General features: G+C 60.9%; 19 protein-coding genes. 15 read left to right on the top strand and 4 right to left on the bottom strand.

All coding sequences use genetic code 11. The features are described 5' to 3' along the window. Positions 1-116: 116 nt before the first annotated feature. The gene (locus ACFFWD_RS01905) at positions 117-566 is read left to right on the top strand and encodes a hypothetical protein (protein WP_376960870.1); all 450 of its coding nucleotides are present in this window, start codon (positions 117-119) and stop codon (positions 564-566) included. 152 nt (positions 567-718) lie between these two features. Continuing rightward, positions 719-1,294, top strand: coding sequence for a cytochrome b (locus ACFFWD_RS01900; RefSeq protein ID WP_376960868.1), 576 nt, complete (start codon positions 719-721; stop codon positions 1,292-1,294). A gap of 104 nt (positions 1,295-1,398) precedes the next feature. On the opposite strand, the gene ACFFWD_RS01895 is transcribed toward ACFFWD_RS01900, so the two are convergent. Beyond that, complete coding sequence (locus ACFFWD_RS01895; protein ID WP_376960866.1) at positions 1,399-1,962, bottom strand: hemerythrin domain-containing protein; 564 nt, start codon at positions 1,960-1,962, stop codon at positions 1,399-1,401. 286 nt (positions 1,963-2,248) lie between these two features. Here ACFFWD_RS01895 and ACFFWD_RS01890 point away from each other — a divergent pair, with 286 nt between their 5' ends. The 9 genes from ACFFWD_RS01890 to ACFFWD_RS01850 all read left to right on the top strand — a co-directional run bounded on the left by ACFFWD_RS01890 (position 2,249) and on the right by ACFFWD_RS01850 (position 13,631). Beyond that, positions 2,249-4,993, top strand: coding sequence for a nitrate/nitrite transporter (locus ACFFWD_RS01890; RefSeq protein WP_376960864.1), 2,745 nt, complete (start codon positions 2,249-2,251; stop codon positions 4,991-4,993). Between the two features lie 11 nt (positions 4,994-5,004). Then, positions 5,005-8,757, top strand: a complete 3,753-nt coding sequence (locus ACFFWD_RS01885; RefSeq protein ID WP_376960862.1) for a nitrate reductase subunit alpha — start codon at positions 5,005-5,007, stop codon at positions 8,755-8,757. After that, positions 8,754-10,274 carry a nitrate reductase subunit beta gene (narH, locus tag ACFFWD_RS01880; protein ID WP_376960860.1) on the top strand — a complete coding sequence of 507 codons (1,521 nt, stop codon included), beginning with the start codon at positions 8,754-8,756 and terminating at the stop codon, positions 10,272-10,274. Before ACFFWD_RS01885 ends, narH begins: the two co-directional genes overlap by 4 nt. Continuing rightward, positions 10,274-10,984 (top strand): nitrate reductase molybdenum cofactor assembly chaperone, encoded by a 711-nt coding sequence (gene narJ / locus ACFFWD_RS01875; RefSeq protein WP_376960858.1) that lies wholly within the window; start codon positions 10,274-10,276, stop codon positions 10,982-10,984. The genes narH and narJ overlap by 1 nt, the downstream gene beginning before the upstream one ends. A gap of 11 nt (positions 10,985-10,995) precedes the next feature. After that, positions 10,996-11,727, top strand: a complete 732-nt coding sequence (gene narI / locus ACFFWD_RS01870; RefSeq protein WP_376960856.1) for a respiratory nitrate reductase subunit gamma — start codon at positions 10,996-10,998, stop codon at positions 11,725-11,727. Positions 11,728-11,731: 4 nt separating this feature from the next. Beyond that, positions 11,732-12,556 carry a peptidylprolyl isomerase gene (locus tag ACFFWD_RS01865; RefSeq protein ID WP_376960854.1) on the top strand — a complete coding sequence of 275 codons (825 nt, stop codon included), beginning with the start codon at positions 11,732-11,734 and terminating at the stop codon, positions 12,554-12,556. An 11-nt stretch (positions 12,557-12,567) separates the two neighbouring features. Continuing rightward, a complete protein-coding gene (locus ACFFWD_RS01860; protein WP_376960852.1) occupies positions 12,568-12,903 on the top strand; it encodes a hypothetical protein in 336 nt (111 codons plus the stop codon). 180 nt (positions 12,904-13,083) lie between these two features. Continuing rightward, positions 13,084-13,296 carry a DEAD/DEAH box helicase family protein gene (locus ACFFWD_RS01855; RefSeq protein WP_376960850.1) on the top strand — a complete coding sequence of 71 codons (213 nt, stop codon included), beginning with the start codon at positions 13,084-13,086 and terminating at the stop codon, positions 13,294-13,296. Then, complete coding sequence (locus ACFFWD_RS01850) at positions 13,281-13,631, top strand: DUF2478 domain-containing protein (protein WP_376960849.1); 351 nt, start codon at positions 13,281-13,283, stop codon at positions 13,629-13,631. The genes ACFFWD_RS01855 and ACFFWD_RS01850 overlap by 16 nt, the downstream gene beginning before the upstream one ends. 43 nt (positions 13,632-13,674) lie before the next feature. Here the strand turns inward: ACFFWD_RS01850 and ACFFWD_RS01845 are convergent, their stop codons facing one another. Next, positions 13,675-14,181 carry a Spy/CpxP family protein refolding chaperone gene (locus ACFFWD_RS01845; protein WP_376960847.1) on the bottom strand — a complete coding sequence of 169 codons (507 nt, stop codon included), beginning with the start codon at positions 14,179-14,181 and terminating at the stop codon, positions 13,675-13,677. A 263-nt stretch (positions 14,182-14,444) separates the two neighbouring features. Between ACFFWD_RS01845 and ACFFWD_RS01840 the strand changes: the two genes are divergently transcribed. The 3 genes from ACFFWD_RS01840 (at position 14,445) to ACFFWD_RS01830 (ending at position 16,005) form a co-directional block, all read left to right on the top strand. Then, entirely contained in the window at positions 14,445-14,753 is a 309-nt protein-coding gene (locus tag ACFFWD_RS01840) for an SHOCT domain-containing protein (RefSeq protein ID WP_376960844.1), read from the top strand. Further along, positions 14,750-15,103, top strand: coding sequence for a DsrE/DsrF/TusD sulfur relay family protein (locus ACFFWD_RS01835; protein ID WP_376960842.1), 354 nt, complete (start codon positions 14,750-14,752; stop codon positions 15,101-15,103). Before ACFFWD_RS01840 ends, ACFFWD_RS01835 begins: the two co-directional genes overlap by 4 nt. A 260-nt stretch (positions 15,104-15,363) precedes the next feature. Further along, positions 15,364-16,005 carry a phosphoribosyltransferase gene (locus ACFFWD_RS01830; RefSeq protein ID WP_376960841.1) on the top strand — a complete coding sequence of 214 codons (642 nt, stop codon included), beginning with the start codon at positions 15,364-15,366 and terminating at the stop codon, positions 16,003-16,005. A gap of 24 nt (positions 16,006-16,029) precedes the next feature. Here ACFFWD_RS01830 and ACFFWD_RS01825 read toward each other — a convergent pair whose 3' ends face one another. Together ACFFWD_RS01825 and ACFFWD_RS01820 are read right to left on the bottom strand one after the other, a co-directional pair. Beyond that, on the bottom strand, positions 16,030-16,248 hold the full coding sequence (locus ACFFWD_RS01825; protein ID WP_376960839.1) for a ChaB family protein: 219 nt from the start codon (positions 16,246-16,248) through the stop codon (positions 16,030-16,032). A 7-nt stretch (positions 16,249-16,255) separates the two neighbouring features. Next, positions 16,256-16,672, bottom strand: coding sequence for a DUF3775 domain-containing protein (locus ACFFWD_RS01820; RefSeq protein WP_376960837.1), 417 nt, complete (start codon positions 16,670-16,672; stop codon positions 16,256-16,258). 251 nt (positions 16,673-16,923) lie between these two features. Between ACFFWD_RS01820 and ACFFWD_RS01815 the strand changes: the two genes are divergently transcribed. Beyond that, positions 16,924-18,777 (top strand): heavy metal translocating P-type ATPase, encoded by a 1,854-nt coding sequence (locus ACFFWD_RS01815; RefSeq protein WP_376960835.1) that lies wholly within the window; start codon positions 16,924-16,926, stop codon positions 18,775-18,777. Positions 18,778-18,842 lie beyond the last annotated feature (65 nt).

Below are 18,842 nucleotides of genomic sequence, written 5' to 3'. Positions count from 1 at the left end.
GGGGGGGCGCGCGTCGCGAGCGGCTTCGCTCCAGCTACACCACCAGCTGGGACACGACCTGGCTGGGCTAGATGTTGACTACGACCCGCTCAAGCCACAATAGAAGGATGAGGGGTATGGCATCGGCAACAAAAGCCGGATCGATCGCGGGTAGATTGATCGACAGGATTTCGGACTGGCTCGGCAGGTCCCGCGACGTCTCTGACATCCGCAGTCTCAGCGCCGCCGAGATCGGATCCATCGCGCGTGATCTCCGCATCTCGCGGGCAGAGCTCGAAACTCTCGCTGCTTACGGACGGCAAGGCCGCGAGGAACTGACGCGGCTGCTCAAGGCGCTCGGGATTGACGAGGCAATGATTGCGCACCAGGAGCCAGGTGTGCTGCGCGACTTGGCGGTGGTATGCGCGCTCTGCGTCGCAAAATCGCGCTGCAATCGCGAGATCGAGGCTGGGACGGCAGCGCTCCGTTACCGGGAATACTGCGCCAACAGCTACACACTGGACGCGCTCAAGACGAAACCAAAGCCCGGCGCTGTCGATACTCTTCACGGTCCCAACCGGCGCTAAGCGGCATCGTTCGCCACCTGTTTGTCGCTATCCGTTGTGCCCGGCGCGAGCACGATGCGAGGTGTCCGCCAACCAAATCGATACCTTCTGTTGATTTTGATCAGCTTCGTCCGCGTGGGCTGGCCTAATCTGCAAACGAGAGAGGCGAGGTCATGAAAAGCCCAACGAGCGACGCCTACGGCGCTATTGCCAAGACGTTCCATTGGGCCATGGTCCTCCTTGTCGTCGTCGCCTGGGCGTCAGGAACGTTCGGCGACGGATTGTCCCAGGGAGCGGGGCAGGACAACTGCCTTCGTGCGCACGTCTGGATCGGGCTAACGGTTCTAGCGCTCGCAGCGGTGCGGATAACATGGCGTATTGCAAATCCGCCGCCAAAAGTCGTTCCCACCGAATTCGGCAGGTGGCTGATCGAATGGACCGATCCAGCATCCCGGACCATGCACTATGTCCTCTATGTATTATTGGTGGTCGTACCCGCTTTTGGTATTGCGCTGCTGTTCGCGCGAGGGCATCCGCTGCCGCTGTTCGGACTTGCCGAAATTCGATCACCGTGGCCGGCGGACAAGGCATCTGCGCGCAACTTGGAGACAGCCCACGAAATTCTCGCCAATCTCCTCGTCATTCTGGCGCTATTTCACATGCTGGCCGCGCTGCTCCATCATTGGGTCTTTGGTGACAATACCCTGAAGCGGATGCTTCCGCACTCACGTAATCCGAATGCCGATTAAGCGGGGAGTCCCACCATCCGGCGCAAAGTTCGCGGAGAACCTTGATGCGGATCCGCACACCATGAGGCAGTGCGGTTCACTCGAAGGTTAGGGGGCGCGCTCTACTAATGCCGCTCTGCTTCAGCCTCTTGCTCCAACCGCAAGATATGCGCTCGCAGTGCATCGAACGTCTCTTCGGCCGCCTCGCTAAACAAAGGATCCTCATGACTGATCATGGCCGAAGCAATCTCTGTCCAATCCTGAGGTTCTAGAGCTTTGAGGGCAGCAGGGAAGAAGTCACGTTCTTCCATCATCATGTGATGTCGCTCTTGAACAATGAAATCGCGAACGATGTTGTCCACATTTTGCCTAAGGATTTCACGATCCGCGAGGACACTATCGACCGCTTGAGCGACGCGGTGCAAGCGCTCGGTTCCCTGTTCGTGCTCACGCGCGAGATCGCCGACTTTTGCAGCCGCAGCTGGATCGCGAATCTTTAGTTTGGCAAAGACCAGGTCTTCCTGAGGATGGTGGTACACCTCCGGGTAAACCTCGAAGTAGCTGATGATGGCCCGAATGATCTCATAATCGGGGCGATCCCCGCGGTCAAAGATCGCTAACTCACGCTCAAGGACAGCTAGCAGCAACTCGATGTTGTGATGCTCTCGGCGCAAAAGCTCAATGATCATTGCAGCGCTCCATAGAGGGAGCCAGTCTAACCTCCAGGCGATCTCAGCTTTTGCGCTAGATCAAATCAGGGTCGCTAATCCTTCCGGCCCTCACTGCGCCCAAGGGACATTGAAAGGTTGCGACATCTGATAAATCAGCGCTAATCAAAGGGCGGTCGTTGTGCTAAATCGGAAACTCGCAGTGCAGCCAACAGGAGCGTTACGGCCGCTCGATTGATCCAGCGCAAATTACCTCGCCCCAAACCTTGCGATCTTGTCTCCGAAGCAATCCCTTGGAGATCCCACTATGGGCGCCGCAAGTTTGAGCTCGGCTCGCGAAGGCAGGGCACTCTGGCTATCGACCATCGCGTTTACGATTTGCTTTGCCGTCTGGACGATCTTCTCGATCATAGGTATTCGGATCAGGCAGGAGCTCGGGCTGAACGATACCGAGTTCGGGCTGCTGGTCGGCACACCGATCTTGAGCGGATCCCTGATACGTCTGGTGCTTGGCATCTGGACCGATCAGTACGGTGGTCGGCGCGTCTACACGATCGTGATGCTGTCGGCGGCGGTTGCGACCTATCTGTTGACGTGGGCGCACAGCTATCTCGAATTCCTGATCGCCGCCTTCTTCGTCGGCATTGCCGGCGGCTCCTTTGCCGTCGGCGTCGCCTATGTTTCGCGGTTTTATCCCACGGCCAAGCAGGGAACCGCCCTTGGCATTTTCGGTGCCGGTAACGTCGGCGCAGCCGTTACGAAGTTCCTCGCCCCGTTCGTGCTCGTTGCCTATGGCTGGCAGGCCGTTGCCCAGGTCTGGGCGCTCGCGATTGCCGCGATGGGCATCATCTTCTGGATTTTCTCCGAAGAAGACCCCGTCGTTCGCGCGCGGCGCAAAAAGCATGAGAAGCCGAAGAGTGCCTGGCTAGAACTCGCGCCGCTGAAGAATGTCCAGGTCTGGCGCTTCGCCCTGTACTACTTCTTCGTGTTCGGCGCCTTTGTCGCGTTGTCGCTGTGGTTACCGCAGTACCTGATCAAGGTTTACGGCGTCGACATCAAGACAGCCGGCATGATGGCAGCGATGTTCTCGTTCCCGGCGAGCGTGTTTCGCGCCTACGGCGGCCATCTCTCTGATCGCTATGGCGCCCGGCGCGTCATGTACTGGACGTTCCTTGTAGGCGCCATCGCCACCTTCGTGCTATCCTATCCGCCGACGGATTATCTGGTGAGGACGGTCAACGGCACCGTCAGCTTCCATCTGGAGATGGGCGTGGTGCCGTTTACGGTCACCGTGTTCGTGCTCGGCTTCTTCATGGCGCTCGGCAAGGCCGCCGTCTACAAGCACATTCCCGTTTACTATCCGAACAGTGTCGGCGCCGTCGGCGGGCTGGTCGGCATGATCGGCGGGCTCGGCGGCTTCGTGCTGCCGATCGCGTTCGGCGCGCTCGTCGACCTGACTGGGCTGTGGACGAGCTGCTTCATGCTGCTGTTCGTGCTGGTCACATCGGCGCTGGTCTGGATGCACGTCTCGATCCGGCAGATGGAGCGCGGCGTTGTCGGCGAGGCGTTGAAGAAGCTTCCCGAGCTTCCCGAGATGGAAGGGATCCACAAGCCCGAGCATATCGGCGCCCTGGCCGGCGCTGTCCTAACCGATTGGCGACCGGAGGACCGGGCATTCTGGGAAGGCGGCGGGCGTGCCGTTGCGCGGCGCAATCTCTTTGTCTCGATCCCGGCACTGCTCCTGTCGTTCGCGGTATGGCAGGTCTGGTCGGTGGTGGTGGCAAAACTGCCGTCGGTCGGCTTCACCTTCACCACCGATCAATTGTTCTGGCTGGCGGCGTTGCCCGGCATCTCCGGCGCCGTGTTGCGGATTTTCTATTCGTTCATGGTGCCGATCTTTGGTGGAAGGCTGTGGACGACGCTTGCGACCTGGTCGCTGCTGATCCCCGCGGTCGGCATCGGCTATGCGGTGCAGACGCCGTCGACGCCGTATCCGATCTTCCTGGCGTTGGCCCTGTTGTGCGGCTTCGGTGGCGGCAACTTTGCCTCGTCGATGGCCAATATCTCCTTCTTCTTCCCGCGCTCGGAAAAGGGTAACGCGCTCGCGCTCAATGCCGGCCTTGGCAATCTCGGCGTCAGCGTCGTGCAGTTCGTCGTGCCCATCGTGATCACCACAGGCGTGTTCGGATGGTTTGGTGGCGATCCGACCGTGGTCAAGAGCGGAAGTACCCAGGTGCCGCTTTGGCTGCAGAACGCCGGCTTCATCTGGGTGCCGTTCATCGTCGCCAGCGCCTTCGCGGCGTGGTTCGGCATGAACGACATCGCGTCCGCTAAGGCATCGTTCGCCGACCAGGCGGTGATCTTCCAACGCAAGCACAACTGGATCATGTGCTGGCTCTATACTGGCACCTTCGGCTCGTTCATCGGCTACTCGGCGGGCTTTCCGCTGCTGGCGAAGACACAGTTTCCAGCCGTGGACGCGCTGCAACTCGCCTTTCTGGGCCCGCTGATCGGAGCGCTGTCACGCTCTGCGACGGGATGGATGGCAGACAGATGGGGCGGCGGCCGCGTGACGCTGGGCGCATTCGCGCTGATGATGGCAGGCGTGCTCGGAGTGCTCTATTTCCTCGGCATCAAGGAACAGCCCGGCGCGTTCTGGGGATTCTTTGCAATGTTCCTGCTGTTGTTCTTTGCAGCCGGCGTCGGCAATGCGTCGACCTTCCAGATGATCCCTAACATCATGCGGCAGGAGATGGATCGGCTGATGCCGACCACTGACGCGACGCTTCGGTTACGCCAGGCTGAGAAGGAGTCCGCCGCAATCACCGGCTTCACCTCGGCAATTGCAGCGTTCGGCGCCTTCTTCATTCCGAAATCATACGGAACGTCGATCGATCTCACTGGCGGTGTGCAGGCGGCGTTATGGGGATTTTTCATCTTCTACGTGACCTGCGTTGTCATCACCTGGGTCGTCTACACCCGCAAGGGTGGCCTGCTTCACGACATCGAACGTGGCGGCCGGCTTCCCGCCGCACCCCAGCCCGCTGAATAAGGAGACGAGGGATGAGCCATTTCCTGGACCGGCTTTCGTTCTTTACGCGAACGAAGACGGAATTCGCCGGAGGGCACGGCATAACCACAACCGAGGATCGATCCTGGGAGGAGGGCTACCGGAAGCGTTGGCAGCACGACAAGATCGTGCGCTCGACCCACGGCGTGAATTGCACCGGCTCTTGCTCATGGAAGGTCTATGTCAAGGGCGGCATCGTCACCTGGGAAACCCAGCAGACCGACTATCCGCGCACCCGCCCCGATCTTCCCAACCACGAGCCACGCGGCTGCGCGCGCGGCGCGAGTTATAGCTGGTACCTCTATTCCGGCAACCGCGTGAAATACCCACTCGTGCGCTCGCGCCTGATCAAGCTGTGGCGAGCGGCGCGCGCGACGATGACGCCGGTTGCGGCATGGAAGTCGATCGTCGAGAATCCGCAACAGCGCGCATCCTATGTGCAGAAGCGTGGTCTCGGCGGCTTCGTTCGCGCGAACTGGGCCGAGGTCAACGAGATCATCGCGGCGGCCAATGCCTACACCGCGAGGACCTATGGCCCGGACCGAGTGTTCGGCTTTTCGCCGATCCCTGCGATGTCGATGGTGAGCTATGCGGCCGGCGCCCGGTACCTGTCGCTGCTCGGCGGCGTCTGCATGTCGTTCTACGACTGGTATTGCGACCTGCCGCCGGCCTCGCCCCAGACGTGGGGCGAGCAGACCGACGTGCCGGAAAGTGCGGATTGGTACAATTCCGGCTTTCTTATCCTGTGGGGCTCGAACGTCCCGCAGACGCGCACCCCCGACGCGCATTTCTACACGGAGGTTCGCTACAAGGGCGCGAAAAGTGTCGTGATCTGCCCGGACTACTCCGAGGCCTCGAAGTTCGCCGATCTCTGGGTCTCCCCGAAACAGGGGACCGACGCCGCGTTGGCAATGGCCATGGGCCACGTCATCCTCAAGGAATTCCACGTCGATCGGCAGACCAAATATTTCAACGACTACGCGCGCCAGTATACGGATATGCCATTTCTGGTGCGTCTGGTGAAATCCGAGGGCCGGCTCGTGCCTGAGCGGTTCGTACGCGCCTCGGATTTCGCTACTTCTCTTGATCAGTCCAATAACTCCGAATGGAAGACCGTGGCCTATGATGAGGAAACGGGCGAGATCGTTGTGCCCAACGGCTCTATCGGTTTCCGCTGGGGTGAGAAGGGCAAGTGGAACTTGGAGGAGAAGGACGCAAGTAGCCGCGCCACGAAGCTTCGCCTTTCGCTCGCGGATGTGAGGGACGAACTGGCCGATGTCGCTTTCCCATATTTCGGCAATCGTGAGCATGATCACTTCCGCGGCACGGATCATCCCGACGTTCTGTTGCGTAAGGTCCCGGCCAAGCGCCTCGCGCTGAAAGACGGTGAGGTGCTGGTGGCGTCGGTGTTCGATCTGTTCGTCGCCAACTACGGCGTCGATCGCGGCTTTGGCGGCGAGCACCTCGGCAAGAGCTACGACGATGTCGAGCCTTACACGCCGGCATGGGCCGAGAGGATTTCGGGCGTGCCGCGCGAGCAGGTCATCACGGTGGCACGGGAGTTCGCGAAGAACGCGGAGAAGACCGGTGGCCGCTCCATGGTCATCGTCGGTGCCGGGTTGAACCACTGGTACCACATGGACATGAACTACCGCGGCATCATCAACATGCTGGTGATGTGCGGCTGCATCGGCCAATCCGGTGGCGGCTGGTCGCACTATGTCGGCCAGGAGAAATTGCGCCCGCAATCCGGCTGGACGCCGCTGGCTTTTGCGCTCGACTGGGGACGGCCGCCGCGCCAGATGAATTCCACCTCGGCCTTCTACGCCCACACCGACCAGTGGCGCTACGAGACGCTCGACGTCAGCGAGATCCTGTCGCCAACGGCCCCTAAGGAACCTTGGGACGGCGCGCTGATCGATTACAACGCGCGTGCCGAGCGGATGGGCTGGCTGCCGTCGGCGCCGCAGCTCGCGACGAATCCGCTCGAAGTTTCCAAGCTCGCGGCGAGCGCGGGCCGCGACGCAAAGGACTATGTAGCCAAAGCCCTGAAGTCAGGCGAACTGCAACTTTCCTGCGGGGACCCGGACAATCCGAAGAACTGGCCGCGCAATCTATTCGTCTGGCGTTCCAACCTGCTCGGCGCCTCGGGCAAGGGTCACGAGTATTTCCTAAAACATCTGCTCGGAACCAGGCATGGTGTCCTCGGCAAGGATCTCGGCGAGTACGGCCGCAACAAGCCGGTCGAGGTGACCTGGCGCGACGAGGCGCCGGAGGGGAAGCTCGATCTTCTGGTCACGCTCGATTTCCGGATGTCGACGACCTGCATGTATTCCGACATCGTGCTGCCGACCGCGACCTGGTACGAGAAAAACGACCTCAACACCTCCGACATGCATCCCTTCATTCATCCGCTGTCGGCAGCGATTGATCCGGTCTGGGAAGCGCGCAGCGACTGGGACATCTACAAGGGCATCGCGGAGGCTTTCTCAAAAGTGGCACCCGAGGTCCTTGGCCTCGAAAAGGACGTGGTGCTTACGCCGATCATGCACGACAGTGCCGGCGAGATCGCGCAAGCGCTCGATGTGAAGGACTGGAAGAGGGGCGAGATCGACCCGATCCCCGGCAAGACCATGCCGGCCGTCACCGTCGTCGAGCGCGACTATCCCAACCTCTACAAGCGCTTCACCTCGCTCGGACCGTTGATGAACAAGCTCGGCAACGGCGGCAAGGGCATGACCTGGAACACCGACCACGAGGTGGATCTGCTCAAGAAGCTGAACGGCACGGTGATCGACGAGGGCGCGACCAAGGGGCTCGCCCGCATCGACAGCGCCATCGACGCCTGCGAGGTGATCCTGAGTCTGGCGCCGGAAACCAATGGCGAGGTCGCGGTCAAGGCATGGGCCTCGCTGGAGGACTTTACCGGGCGCAACCATACCCATCTTGCGATCCCGAAGGAGGACGAGAAGATCCGATATCGCGACGTGGTCGCGCAGCCCCGCAAGATTATCTCTTCGCCGATCTGGTCGGGCCTTGAATCGGAGAAGGTCTGTTACAATGCGGGCTATACGAATGTCCACGAATTGATCCCGTGGCGTACGCTCACCGGGCGCCAGCAGCTCTATCAGGACCATTTGTGGATGCGCGCCTTCGGCGAAGGGTTCTGCGTCTATCGTCCGCCGATCGACACCAAGACGATCAGGCCCGTGATCGACCGCAAGCCGAACGGCAACGCGCAGGTAGTGTTGAACTTCATCACACCCCATCAGAAATGGGGCATCCATTCCACCTACACCGACAACCTGTTGATGCTGACCTTGTCGCGTGGCGGCCCGATCGTGTGGATCAGCGAAGTCGACGCCAAGGCCGCCGGTATCGTCGATAACGACTGGATCGAGGCCTACAACACGAACGGCGCGCTGGTCGCGCGTGCGGTGGTTTCGCAGCGCGTCAAGCAGGGCATGTGCCTGATGTATCACGCGCAAGAGAAGATCGTGAACATGCCGGGCTCTGAGCAGACCGGCCAGCGCGGCGGCATCCACAACTCGGTCACGCGTACCGTGCTGAAGCCGACGCACATGATCGGCGGCTACGCGCAACAGGCCTATGGCTTCAACTACTACGGGACTGTCGGCGCCAACCGCGACGAGTTCGTGATCGTCCGCAAGATGTCGAAGGTCGACTGGCTGGATCAGCCGACAGCCGATCAGCCCGACAACGTCCGTCTGGAGGCCGCAGAATGAAAATCCGCGCTCAAATCGCGATGGTGTTGAACCTCGACAAATGCATCGGATGTCACACCTGCAGCGTGACTTGCAAGAACGTGTGGACCAGCCGCGAAGGCATGGAATACGCCTGGTTCAACAATGTCGAAACCAAGCCCGGCATCGGCTATCCTAGGGATTGGGAGAACCAGTCGCGCTGGAAGGGCGGCTGGAAGCGCAACCGCAACGGCTCGATCCAGCCGCGCATCGGCGGCAAGTGGCGGGTACTGGCGAACATCTTCGCCAATCCGGATCTGCCGGAAATCGACGACTATTACGAGCCTTTCACCTTCGACTATCCGCACCTGCAAGCCGCGCCGGAATTGCCGGCGATGCCCACGGCGCGGCCGCGCTCGCTGGTTTCGGGGGAGCGGCTGGAGAAAATCCAGTGGGGCCCGAACTGGGAGGAAATCCTCGGCGGCGAATTCTCCAAGCGCTCGCAGGACTACAATTTCGACGGCGTACAGAAGGAGATTTATGGCCAGTTCGAAAACACCTTCATGATGTACTTGCCGCGGCTGTGTGAGCACTGCCTCAATCCGGCTTGCGTCGCTGCGTGCCCGTCCGGCGCGATCTACAAGCGTGAAGAGGATGGCATCGTCCTGATCGACCAGGACAAGTGTCGCGGCTGGCGGATGTGCGTCTCTGGCTGCCCATACAAGAAGATCTATTACAACTGGCAGTCCGGTAAATCGGAGAAGTGCATCTTCTGCTATCCGCGCATCGAGGCGGGCCAGCCGACGGTCTGTTCGGAGACATGCGTCGGGCGCATCCGCTATCTCGGCGTGGTGCTCTACGATGCCGACCGTATTGCGGACGCCGCGAGCAAGCCCGATGAGCGCGATCTCTACCAGGCCCAGCTTGACGTATTCCTCGACCCCAATGAGTCCGCGGTTATCGCCGAAGCCGAAAGGCAGGGCATTCCGCGTGCCTGGTTGGACGCGGCGAAGGCTTCGCCGATCTGGAAGATGGCGATGGAGTGGAAGGTCGCGTTCCCGCTGCACCCCGAGTATCGCACGCTGCCGATGGTCTGGTACGTGCCGCCGCTGTCGCCGATCACCTCGGCGGCGTCCGCGGGCAAGATCGGGTTCGACGGCGAGATGCCTGACGTGAAGTCGCTCCGCATTCCCGTGCGATATCTCGCTAACCTTCTAACCGCAGGCGACGAGAAGCCGGTTACGCTCGCTCTCGAACGCATGCTCGCAATGCGCACGTTCATGAGGGCCAAGACGCTCGACGGGGTGGTGGATGAAGCCGTCGCGAAGCGGGTCGGGCTCAGGCCTGAACAGATCGATGAAATGTATCGCATCATGGCAATCGCTAACTACGAAGACCGCTTCGTCATCCCGACCGCACATCGCGAGCTGGGGGCCGATGCCTTCGATATCCGCGGCTCCTGCGGCTTCACCTTTGGCAACGGCTGCTCCGGCGGGGAGAACGAGTTCAATCTGTTCGGCTCGCCGCGCAAGGCCAAGAATCCGATGGAGATGGCGTGATGAAGACCTTCAAAGTGCTTTCTGCGCTACTCACCTATCCCAGCGACGAGCTCGCCAAAGCCGCGCCTGACTTCGGCGCTGTTCTGCATGCCGAAGACCTTATCCCTGCCGCGCAACGGCCTGCGCTCGATCTCCTAATCGAAGAAATCGCAACATACGATGTCTACGATCTGCAGGAACGCTATGGCCTGTTGTTCGACCGCAGCAAGACGCTGGCGCTCTATCTGTTCGAGCACGTTCATGGTGAGAATCGCGACCGCGGGCAGGCCATGGTCGACTTGCGCGCCATGTACGACAAGGCAGGCCTCTCCATCGGGGCGAGTGAGCTGCCCGACTATTTGCCGCTGTTTCTCGAGTTTCTCTCGACTCGGCCGGTCGCGGAAGCGCGGGCGCTGCTTTCCGATACCGCGCATATCCTGGCGGCGCTCGCCGAACGGCTGGGCCGGCGGCAGTCGGTCTACAAGGCGGTGTTTGACGCGCTGGTCGCGGTCGCGGAAGACGCGCCGCAGCGCGAGGCCGTGGACGCGGTGCTACAGGGCCCGGATGTCGACCCGATGGATCTCGTGGCGCTCGATGCGGCCTGGGAAGAGGAGGAAGTGCGGTTTGGGCCGAGCGCGCAGGGTCAGGGCGCCTGCAGCCATGATGGCCTCATCGCGAAGCTTCGCCATGCTCGGCGTGCCGTCGGCCCGGCGCCCTCACACCCGCAATGAGAGGCGAGACCATGCAAACGCTCAACGCAATCGTCTTCGGCTGGTATCCCTATCTTTGCCTCACCGTCTTTCTGCTCGGCAGCCTAGTGCGGTTCGACCGCGAGCAATATACTTGGCGCAGTGGATCGAGCCAGTTGCTGCGGCGACGGCAGCTGATATGGGGGTCGAACCTCTTCCACGTCGGCATCCTCTTCATCTTCTTCGGTCACTTCGTCGGCCTTTTGACCCCGATTTGGGTATTCGACCTGCTCGGGGTGTCGCACGGCTTCAAGCAGATGCTGGCGATCGTCGCGGGCGGTATCGCCGGGCTGATCTGCCTGGTCGGGATCTTGTTGCTGACGCACCGGCGGCTGTTCGATCCACGCATTCGTGCAAACTCGTCGTTCGGCGATACCGCGATCCTGCTCATCCTGTTTGCACAGCTACTCCTGGGCCTTGCCACCATTCCGGTGTCGTTGGGTCATCTCGACGGGCATGAGATGGTGAAGTTCATGGGATGGGCGCAGGGGATCCTGACGCTGCAGCCGGGGATTGCCGCCAGCATTCTGGACGTGCATCCGATCTTCAGGGCCCATCTCGTGCTGGGCATGACGATCTTCCTGCTCTTCCCATTCACGCGGCTCGTTCACATCTGGAGCGCGCCGGTCTGGTATCTTGGCCGCCGCGGCTATCAGGTCGTACGCAGCCGCGATGATGTCCGTCGCGCCGGCGTCGCCGATCGCCCGCTGCAGCCCGCGGAGTAGCGCCATGGATTGCTCTTTGGCCGACGCGCTGCCCAAGCCGAAGACCGTCAGTGTCAACGGCGCAGTCATCCCGCGCGAAGCGATCGCGCGCGAGGTGCAGAGCCATCCAGCGGAAAAGCCCATCCTCGCCTGGCAAGCAGCAGCGCGGGCGCTCGTCGTGCGAGAGTTGTTGCTGCAGGAGTCGTCGCGACTTGGTATCACTGCCGAGCCGCTGCGCGACGAGAAAGGACGCAGCGAAACGCCCGAGGAAGCGGCGATGCGCGCCTTGATCGAGCGGGAGGTGGTGACGCCTGAACCCGATGAGGTCGCATGCTTGCGGTTCTACGAGCAGAACCGCCAGCGCTTCCGCACCGCTGACCTCTATGAAGTTGCACATATCCTGATCGCAACGCCGCGCGACGATACGGCCGCGCGTTGTGCTGCGCGTGCGGCGGCGGAGACCGTGCTCTCTGCGGTGCGCGCAGATCCCGCGCTCTTCGAGGAGCTGGCACGCGGCCGTTCCGACTGCCGGACATCGGCCGAGAATGGCGGCCGGCTCGGCCAAATAGCGCGCGGCCAGACGGTGGAGGAGTTTGAAGCTGCGCTCGCACGCATGCGTGAAGGTGAAGTTTCCATCGCCGAAACCCGCTTTGGTTTCCACATTGTCCGTCTCGATCGGCTCGCGGTAGGGCAAGCCATGCCGTTTGAGCTCGTGCGTGACCGCATCGCCGATTACCTCGCAGCGAGTGTGCAGCGTCGAGCACTTGCGCAATACGTTTCATTGCTGGCCGGCCGCGCTGAGATCACGGGAATTGCGTTCGCGCCTTCGACGTCGCCCCTCGTGCAGTAGGAGAAGCACCCATGCTGCTCGGCGATATCATTCGGGACTTCAGCCAGGAGGCCAAAGCGACCGAGGCGTTGCTTTGCTGCAATGACGTCAGCCTGCTTGTGAGGGTCGGTGAGTCCGCCGAACGCTATCGAGAGGCGGTCGGCGAATACGCTGCGGGGGCGGTCCGCCGCTTTGCCAATCTTGCGACAAGCGAAGACTGGCTAAGTTTGATGAATGTGATCGAACGTGCCCACGATCCCGGTATCAGCTGTCTGGCCATGATGATCAAATGGTCGCTGAAGCAGGATGAGGCCGCAGTGCCGGTCCAATCCGGTTGTACGTGCGGAGGTGGTGGGGGTTGCTCATGACCGTAGACTGGCGGCCGATTTCGGGAGATCTCGCAAAGAGGGGTATTCCCGTTATCTCCGGCCGCGCGAGCCGCGACGAATACGAGGATCTGAGCGGCAAGGCTATCGAAGCCTTCCTTGGCAAAGTGATCCGATACTGCCTCGACCTAATAGGCACTGCTCCCATTGGGGTGAATTTCGATGTCTGCACACCTTTCCGCACTGGTTCCTAACAGTTCATCTTTCGTACGGCCGCTCGCAGCGATCATCTACGCCGAAAACGCGTATCCCGATGCAGCTTTTAAGGCGCTTGTGGAGCGATGCCGCGGCCTCGGGCTGTCGTTGGCCGGTGTCCTGCAACGCCGCATGTCCGAGGGCCCGACCGCCGATGTGATGTCTTGCTGGAAGATCTGAGCACCGGTCACTGTACGTCGATCTTTGAGGATCGTGGTGCGGGTGCTGCAGGCTGCAGGCTCGACGAAGCGGCGCTCAGCGAAGCCGCTGCCCGGATCGAGGGAAGTATGGAGATTAGGCCTGATCTGCTGGTCCTGAACAAGTTTGGCAAGGCTGAGTGCTCCGGCGGTGGGCTGCTCGACCTGATTGCCGGCGCGGTGGATCGTCAAATCACCGTGGTGATCGGCGTTCCGAAAAGCAACCTGCAGGCATGGAGGAATTTTGCAGGCGATTTCGCAATCGAATTATCGATTGATACCGGAGAAATCGAGCGGTGGGTAGAACATCTACGATAATATTTTAGTCGATTCGGCGCGGGCAGGACTACGCCAGAGACAATTACCAAGAGTACCTCCAGTGCCAGAACCTGCGGCCCTGAAAGGAATCCAGCTTGGCTTTTTGATCGTCGGTTAACGTCGCATAAAATGCTTCCAGCGCCGGTCGCGTCGAGCGGATTGCTTGCAGCATTGCGTCCATGCGCTTTTCCATGGCCTCCGCGCGAGCAACGATGGTGCCGGGGATATCGGCCAGGCAAGCATCGCTCATCATTTCGCCCGCCTTGATTGACGCAGCCTTGAATTCGTCGAATTTGGCGCGTTGCGCATCGGTTAGGCTGACGTCGTCTACCAGCCGATCAGTCCACCATTCGACGGAGCCGGTCGCAGCCGGATTGCACATTCCGAAGAGTCGGCGGCCCATCATCCCCGATCCCATCATGCCGGGCCCTGCCATCATCCCGGGCCCCATGAACGCGCCACCAGGACCGAAGGGTTGAGCGATTGCCGGGCCAGAGACTGCGATAATTGTCAATACAGTGGTCAGCACGGTACAGAATTTCGAGGTCATGTCGTCCTCCAAGGCTGACACAGGGCAATAGGCTATCGATCCGCGGTGTTAGCCGATTGACATACGTCAAATCAGATGAGGCACCTTTCGCGCGCGCTGGATCGTCCGGCTTGGACTTCGATCCGGCGCTACCTGCACAGCATCCAATGCCCCTGGCCCGGTGGAGGGCGCCTGCTCGACTTGACTCAAATCAATGTCAGCGAAGCGGCTGGGGTCCAAGGAATTAAAAGTTCGGTCCATTGTTGAGAGCAGGAGACAAGTCAATGGATGACCATGCCAAATCTGCTGCGGAGCATCACATGAGTTGTGGATGCGGCGGCCCTCGTAGCGCGCAAAGGGACTCTGCCGTGCATCATCAATCTCGCGATGATGCTCACCGCGCTGGCTCTGCCCTGGATATACTTGACGAGCGGTTCGCGCGTGGCGAGATCGACAAGGTCGAATACCTCGAAAAAAAGCAGCTGATCTCCCAGCGCGCGTCTATCCCGAAATCAGATCAATCTGAGAAAGAGCCGGACGCGCCGAAAACACTACCGACGCCGAGGAAACCTCCACGGGAGCGGCGGCGATGAAAGTCCTATTCATCGTCAACGATCCACCCTACGGCACGGAGCGTGTCTACAACGCGCTGAGGCTCGCGCTGGTTCTGCTCAAGAAGGATCCTTCCGCGCAAGTCACCGTCTTTCTGATGGCGGATGCTGTGCTTGCAGCCAAGGCTGCGCAGAAAACACCCGATGGCTACTACAATGTCGAACGGATGCTCAAGCGCCTGCTCGCCAGCAAGGGAACGGTGCTTCTATGCGGCACGTGCATGGACGCGCGTGGAATTGGCGATGGGGAGCTTACCGCGGGGGCCAGCCGCAGCACGATTGACGAACTGGCCGCGGCTACGGTCGAAGCTGACAAAGTAATGATCTTTTGATCTGCTCTTTTGCCCCGAGTCCTTGCATGTCGTGATGTGCGGATCGATAAGGATCCAGAGCGTTCTTGCCTTTGGACTGGCGAGGTCAGCGGTTCGACGCGGGGCTGCAGAGACCGCGCCAGCCCACGCGTGTCATGCGCCGAGACATCAACCATCGCGCGGAAACTAACAGCGATCAATCGAGGCCACCGGGACTTGACGTGGATTTACAGTTGCAAGGTCACGGCAGATAGTGTGGAGCGGTCCGTGGGGACCTAGACATGTTGTTCCAAGATAGAACCGATGCCGGTCGGAAACTCGCCAAAGCGCTGCTGAACTACAAGAGCCGCCACCCGGTCATCCTGGCCCTGCCGCGCGGGGGAGTGTTGGTTGCCGCGGAGGTCGCCGCAGAGCTCGATGCTCCTCTTGACCTGCTGCTCGTTCGAAAGATCGGCCTGCCGAGCCAACCGGAGCTTGCGATGGGGGCCATGGCGGATGGGGAGGAGCCGACCATTGTTCGCAACGACGAGGTCATTGAATTGTCCGGCGTCAGCGAGCAGGAATTTGAGGAGGTCTGCAGGGAGGAGCATGCCGAGCTCGAACGACGGCGCCAGCGCTATTTGGGCGATCGGGCACGATCGGAGGTGAAAGGCCGGGTGGCGATCATCATCGATGATGGAATTGCCACTGGCGCCACGACCCTTGCGGCCATCAAAGCTGCCCGCAAGCGGGAGCCGAAAGAGCTTGTGTTGGCGATTCCTGTCGCGCCGTTGGATACCGTCAAGAGGCTGCATCCTGAAGTCGACGCGATTGTTTGTCTGGATACGCCTCAGGACTTCGGCGCGATCGGCTACTTCTACCGTGACTTTCGCCAGATCAACGATGATGAGGTAATCGCCATCCTGCGTCGCTTCCCCCGGTAATAAGTTGCGCAAGTTCCGCGGAGTTCATCCAAATGCCGTTCGCGGAACCCATCGGTCACTCATCCGAACATAAGATCGTTTAACCGCCGCCCAGGCGATACGATGAGCGATCGTCTCCTGCGCCTTCTCTCGCGCATGAGCAGCATAGGCATGATTGAAGGCCTCTCGGTAGATATCCTGCGCGTGGGGCGGTAGATGGCCGCGGACAGGGGCCGGCAGGTCGGCATTCGTGCGATATGGCATGGCTTCGTCAGGCTGGTTGTTCGAAATCTTCCGGCGAATGCCCCAATTGGGTCAGACCTTCTTCCAGGTAGTCGCCCAGCAGCGGTGTGCCCAGAAGGTATTCGGCAGTCCGCTTGTTATGTGCACGGGCCGCCTCGGCGCGGATGTCCTCCCAGTCGTCGACGTCACCGTCGCCGCGACCGAGCCAGGCGAGGGCGACAAGATCGATCTGTTCGTCCTCGTTCAGTCCTCGGATGATGGCGGTCAGTTCGGTCCGGACAGGATCATCGGCGTGATCTTCTAGGACAGACAGCATCCCGTCGTCGCTGGCATTGGAACCGGAGTCCGGATCGGTGACCACGTCTTTGACGTCAAACTGGCGAGCCTTGCTGAGGATTGCAGCAACCTTTGCAGCCGATATCGCAAGATCCGGGATTTGCGTCATGGCCGGCGTCTCCTGGAAAACCACCCTTACTATAGCTGTCACAAACGTTCACTTGTTGATGAGAGTCAAATCGCAAGCGATCTTCTTTTCGCCGTACGCATGTCAGCGGCACTGCTGCCGATCCGTTGGCTGTCCTCTTGTTGACCCGTATCAAGAAAGTGGGCTTTCGCCAGGGTAGAAAGGCTAGCCAGGTCGTCATGTATTAGCGGACGCTGATGTGCCTCGAGCTTTTCGAAACTAAGAAGCAACCGATGTCCCCGGACGTCTCCATTAGACCCTTTCTCGTGGGATTCCCTGCCGCCGGGATCGGTCTGGGACTTGGGCTACGGTTGGCCGGAGTCGGATGGTCATCAAACTGGGTCTTTGCTCTGTTCGCCATTCCGGTGTTACTGGCGCTTTTGGTCAGGATCGCGCGGAGCTTGCGCCACGGCGAATTCGGACTGGACCTAGTTGCAGCCCTCTCGATGACCATGGCGTTGGTGTTTAGGCAAGAGCTGGCGGCGATCGTCGTTGCACTGATGTATGCCGGAGGCCAGCACCTCGAGGCATTTGCCGAAGGGCACGCGCGGCGCGAAATGACTGCGCTGCTGTCGCGTGTACCAAGGACGACCATGCGTCATCGCGACGGGAAGTTGCAGGAAATCGAGATTGACGCAGTCGCTGTCGGAGATCGCCTTCTCATCCGCCAAGGGGAGGTGGTTCCCGTTGATGGCATCGTTGCCGATGGATTGGCGGTGATCGACGAATCGGCGCTGACCGGGGAGCCGCTCCCACGCCAGCGGAAGAACGGCGAAGGCGTCATGAGCGGATCGAGCAATGTCGGCGAGGCATTCGACCTTGTCGCCTCGCGTCCGGCCGCTCAGAGCACCTACGCCGGAATCGTCCGTCTCGTGGATGAGGCGCAGCGGTCAAAGCCTCCTATTGCCAGGCTTGCCGATCGGTTTTCGTTGGTATTTCTCGGCGTGGCGCTCGCCCTCGCGGTGGGTGCGTGGCTTTGGTCCCACGACCCAATCCGGGCAGTGGCTGTGCTCGTCATTGCGACGCCATGTCCGTTGATACTTGCCGTGCCGGTGGCGGTCGTCTCTGGGCTGTCCCGGGCGGCGAGGCACGGCATTCTGATGAAGGGCGGCAAAGCTCTCGAAGTCATGGCGCGAATCCGCTCTCTCGTCGTAGACAAGACTGGAACGCTCACTGACGGTCGGGCCAAGGTCGTTTCGGTGCGCGCCGAGCCCGGCATTTCCGAAGATGGAGTCATCCGGATTGCAGCCTCGCTCGATCAGGCTTCGACGCACGTTATCGCACAGACCCTCGTTTCCGAGGCACGCCGTCGTGGCCTGGAGCTCGCGGTCCCATCCGAGGTTGTTGAAGTCTCTGGCGAGGGAATCAGCGGCAAGGTTGCTGGTCGGGAGGCCGTCGTTGGGGGTATCCGTTTCGTGTCGTCGCAGCTGTCGAGGGCTCACGGGTCACGATGCAACGAGGGGTTCAAGCATTCCCATGCAGCGGGCGCAGTCGTGGTTGCTCTGGGGGTGGACGGGCGGCTGGCCGGGCAGATCGTGCTCGCCGATGAGCTTCGCACGGGCATCGAGCAACTTCTGGGAAAGGTGAGAGCGCTTGGCGTCGAACGGATTGTGCTCGCCACCGGGGATCGGCGCGATGTTGCTGAGAGCGTGACCGCAGGACTCGACTTCGATGCTGTTCGAGCCGAGCTGACGCCGGATCAGAAAGTCATGGTCGTATTGTCGGAACGGAAAGCTGGGCCGGTGATGATGGTCGGTGACGGCGTTAACGATGCCCCCGCCCTGGCCGCCGCGGATGTAGGCGTCGCCATGGGAGCGAAGGGCGCGGCCGCTTCCGCCGAGGCTGCCGACGTGGTCCTGCTGGTTGATCGCCTGGACCGCATCGTCTCGGCTATCGAGATTGCGCGACGCGCCAGGTTCATTGCGCTTGAAAGCGTCTTCGTCGGCATCGGGCTTTCAACTGCCGGGATGGCTGCGGCCGCGGTCGGATACCTGACTCCGGTACAAGGCGCGCTGCTCCAGGAAGTGATCGACGTCGCTGTCATCTTCAATGCGCTGCGGGTGCTGCGCGAACCAGAGAATGGCTGAGGTAGTACCCGTTGATCCAAGCCATAGCCCCCTGAAAGAACTATTTTGTGATAAGTTAACTATGC

Origin of the sequence: Bradyrhizobium erythrophlei, assembly GCF_042430365.1 — a bacterium.
In the GTDB taxonomy this organism is placed as follows: domain Bacteria; phylum Pseudomonadota; class Alphaproteobacteria; order Rhizobiales; family Xanthobacteraceae; genus Bradyrhizobium; species Bradyrhizobium erythrophlei.
Note: the sequence above shows the minus strand (reverse complement) of the source record. Positions and strands in the feature narration are given on the sequence as shown.

Coding starts and splice junctions, on each gene's coding strand:
- ACFFWD_RS01890 (WP_376960864.1), top strand. CDS start 2,249: ATGGGCGCCGCAAGTTTGAGCTCGGCTCGCGAAGGCAGGGCACTCTGG.
- ACFFWD_RS01820 (WP_376960837.1), bottom strand. CDS start 16,672: ATGACGCAAATCCCGGATCTTGCGATATCGGCTGCAAAGGTTGCTGCA.
- ACFFWD_RS01895 (WP_376960866.1), bottom strand. CDS start 1,962: ATGATCATTGAGCTTTTGCGCCGAGAGCATCACAACATCGAGTTGCTG.
- ACFFWD_RS01855 (WP_376960850.1), top strand. CDS start 13,084: ATGTCTGCACACCTTTCCGCACTGGTTCCTAACAGTTCATCTTTCGTA.
- narH (WP_376960860.1), top strand. CDS start 8,754: ATGAAAATCCGCGCTCAAATCGCGATGGTGTTGAACCTCGACAAATGC.
- ACFFWD_RS01860 (WP_376960852.1), top strand. CDS start 12,568: ATGCTGCTCGGCGATATCATTCGGGACTTCAGCCAGGAGGCCAAAGCG.
- ACFFWD_RS01900 (WP_376960868.1), top strand. CDS start 719: ATGAAAAGCCCAACGAGCGACGCCTACGGCGCTATTGCCAAGACGTTC.
- ACFFWD_RS01885 (WP_376960862.1), top strand. CDS start 5,005: ATGAGCCATTTCCTGGACCGGCTTTCGTTCTTTACGCGAACGAAGACG.
- ACFFWD_RS01905 (WP_376960870.1), top strand. CDS start 117: ATGGCATCGGCAACAAAAGCCGGATCGATCGCGGGTAGATTGATCGAC.
- narI (WP_376960856.1), top strand. CDS start 10,996: ATGCAAACGCTCAACGCAATCGTCTTCGGCTGGTATCCCTATCTTTGC.
- ACFFWD_RS01845 (WP_376960847.1), bottom strand. CDS start 14,181: ATGACCTCGAAATTCTGTACCGTGCTGACCACTGTATTGACAATTATC.
- ACFFWD_RS01840 (WP_376960844.1), top strand. CDS start 14,445: ATGGATGACCATGCCAAATCTGCTGCGGAGCATCACATGAGTTGTGGA.
- ACFFWD_RS01835 (WP_376960842.1), top strand. CDS start 14,750: ATGAAAGTCCTATTCATCGTCAACGATCCACCCTACGGCACGGAGCGT.
- ACFFWD_RS01825 (WP_376960839.1), bottom strand. CDS start 16,248: ATGCCATATCGCACGAATGCCGACCTGCCGGCCCCTGTCCGCGGCCAT.
- ACFFWD_RS01830 (WP_376960841.1), top strand. CDS start 15,364: ATGTTGTTCCAAGATAGAACCGATGCCGGTCGGAAACTCGCCAAAGCG.
- ACFFWD_RS01865 (WP_376960854.1), top strand. CDS start 11,732: ATGGATTGCTCTTTGGCCGACGCGCTGCCCAAGCCGAAGACCGTCAGT.
- ACFFWD_RS01815 (WP_376960835.1), top strand. CDS start 16,924: ATGTCCCCGGACGTCTCCATTAGACCCTTTCTCGTGGGATTCCCTGCC.
- narJ (WP_376960858.1), top strand. CDS start 10,274: ATGAAGACCTTCAAAGTGCTTTCTGCGCTACTCACCTATCCCAGCGAC.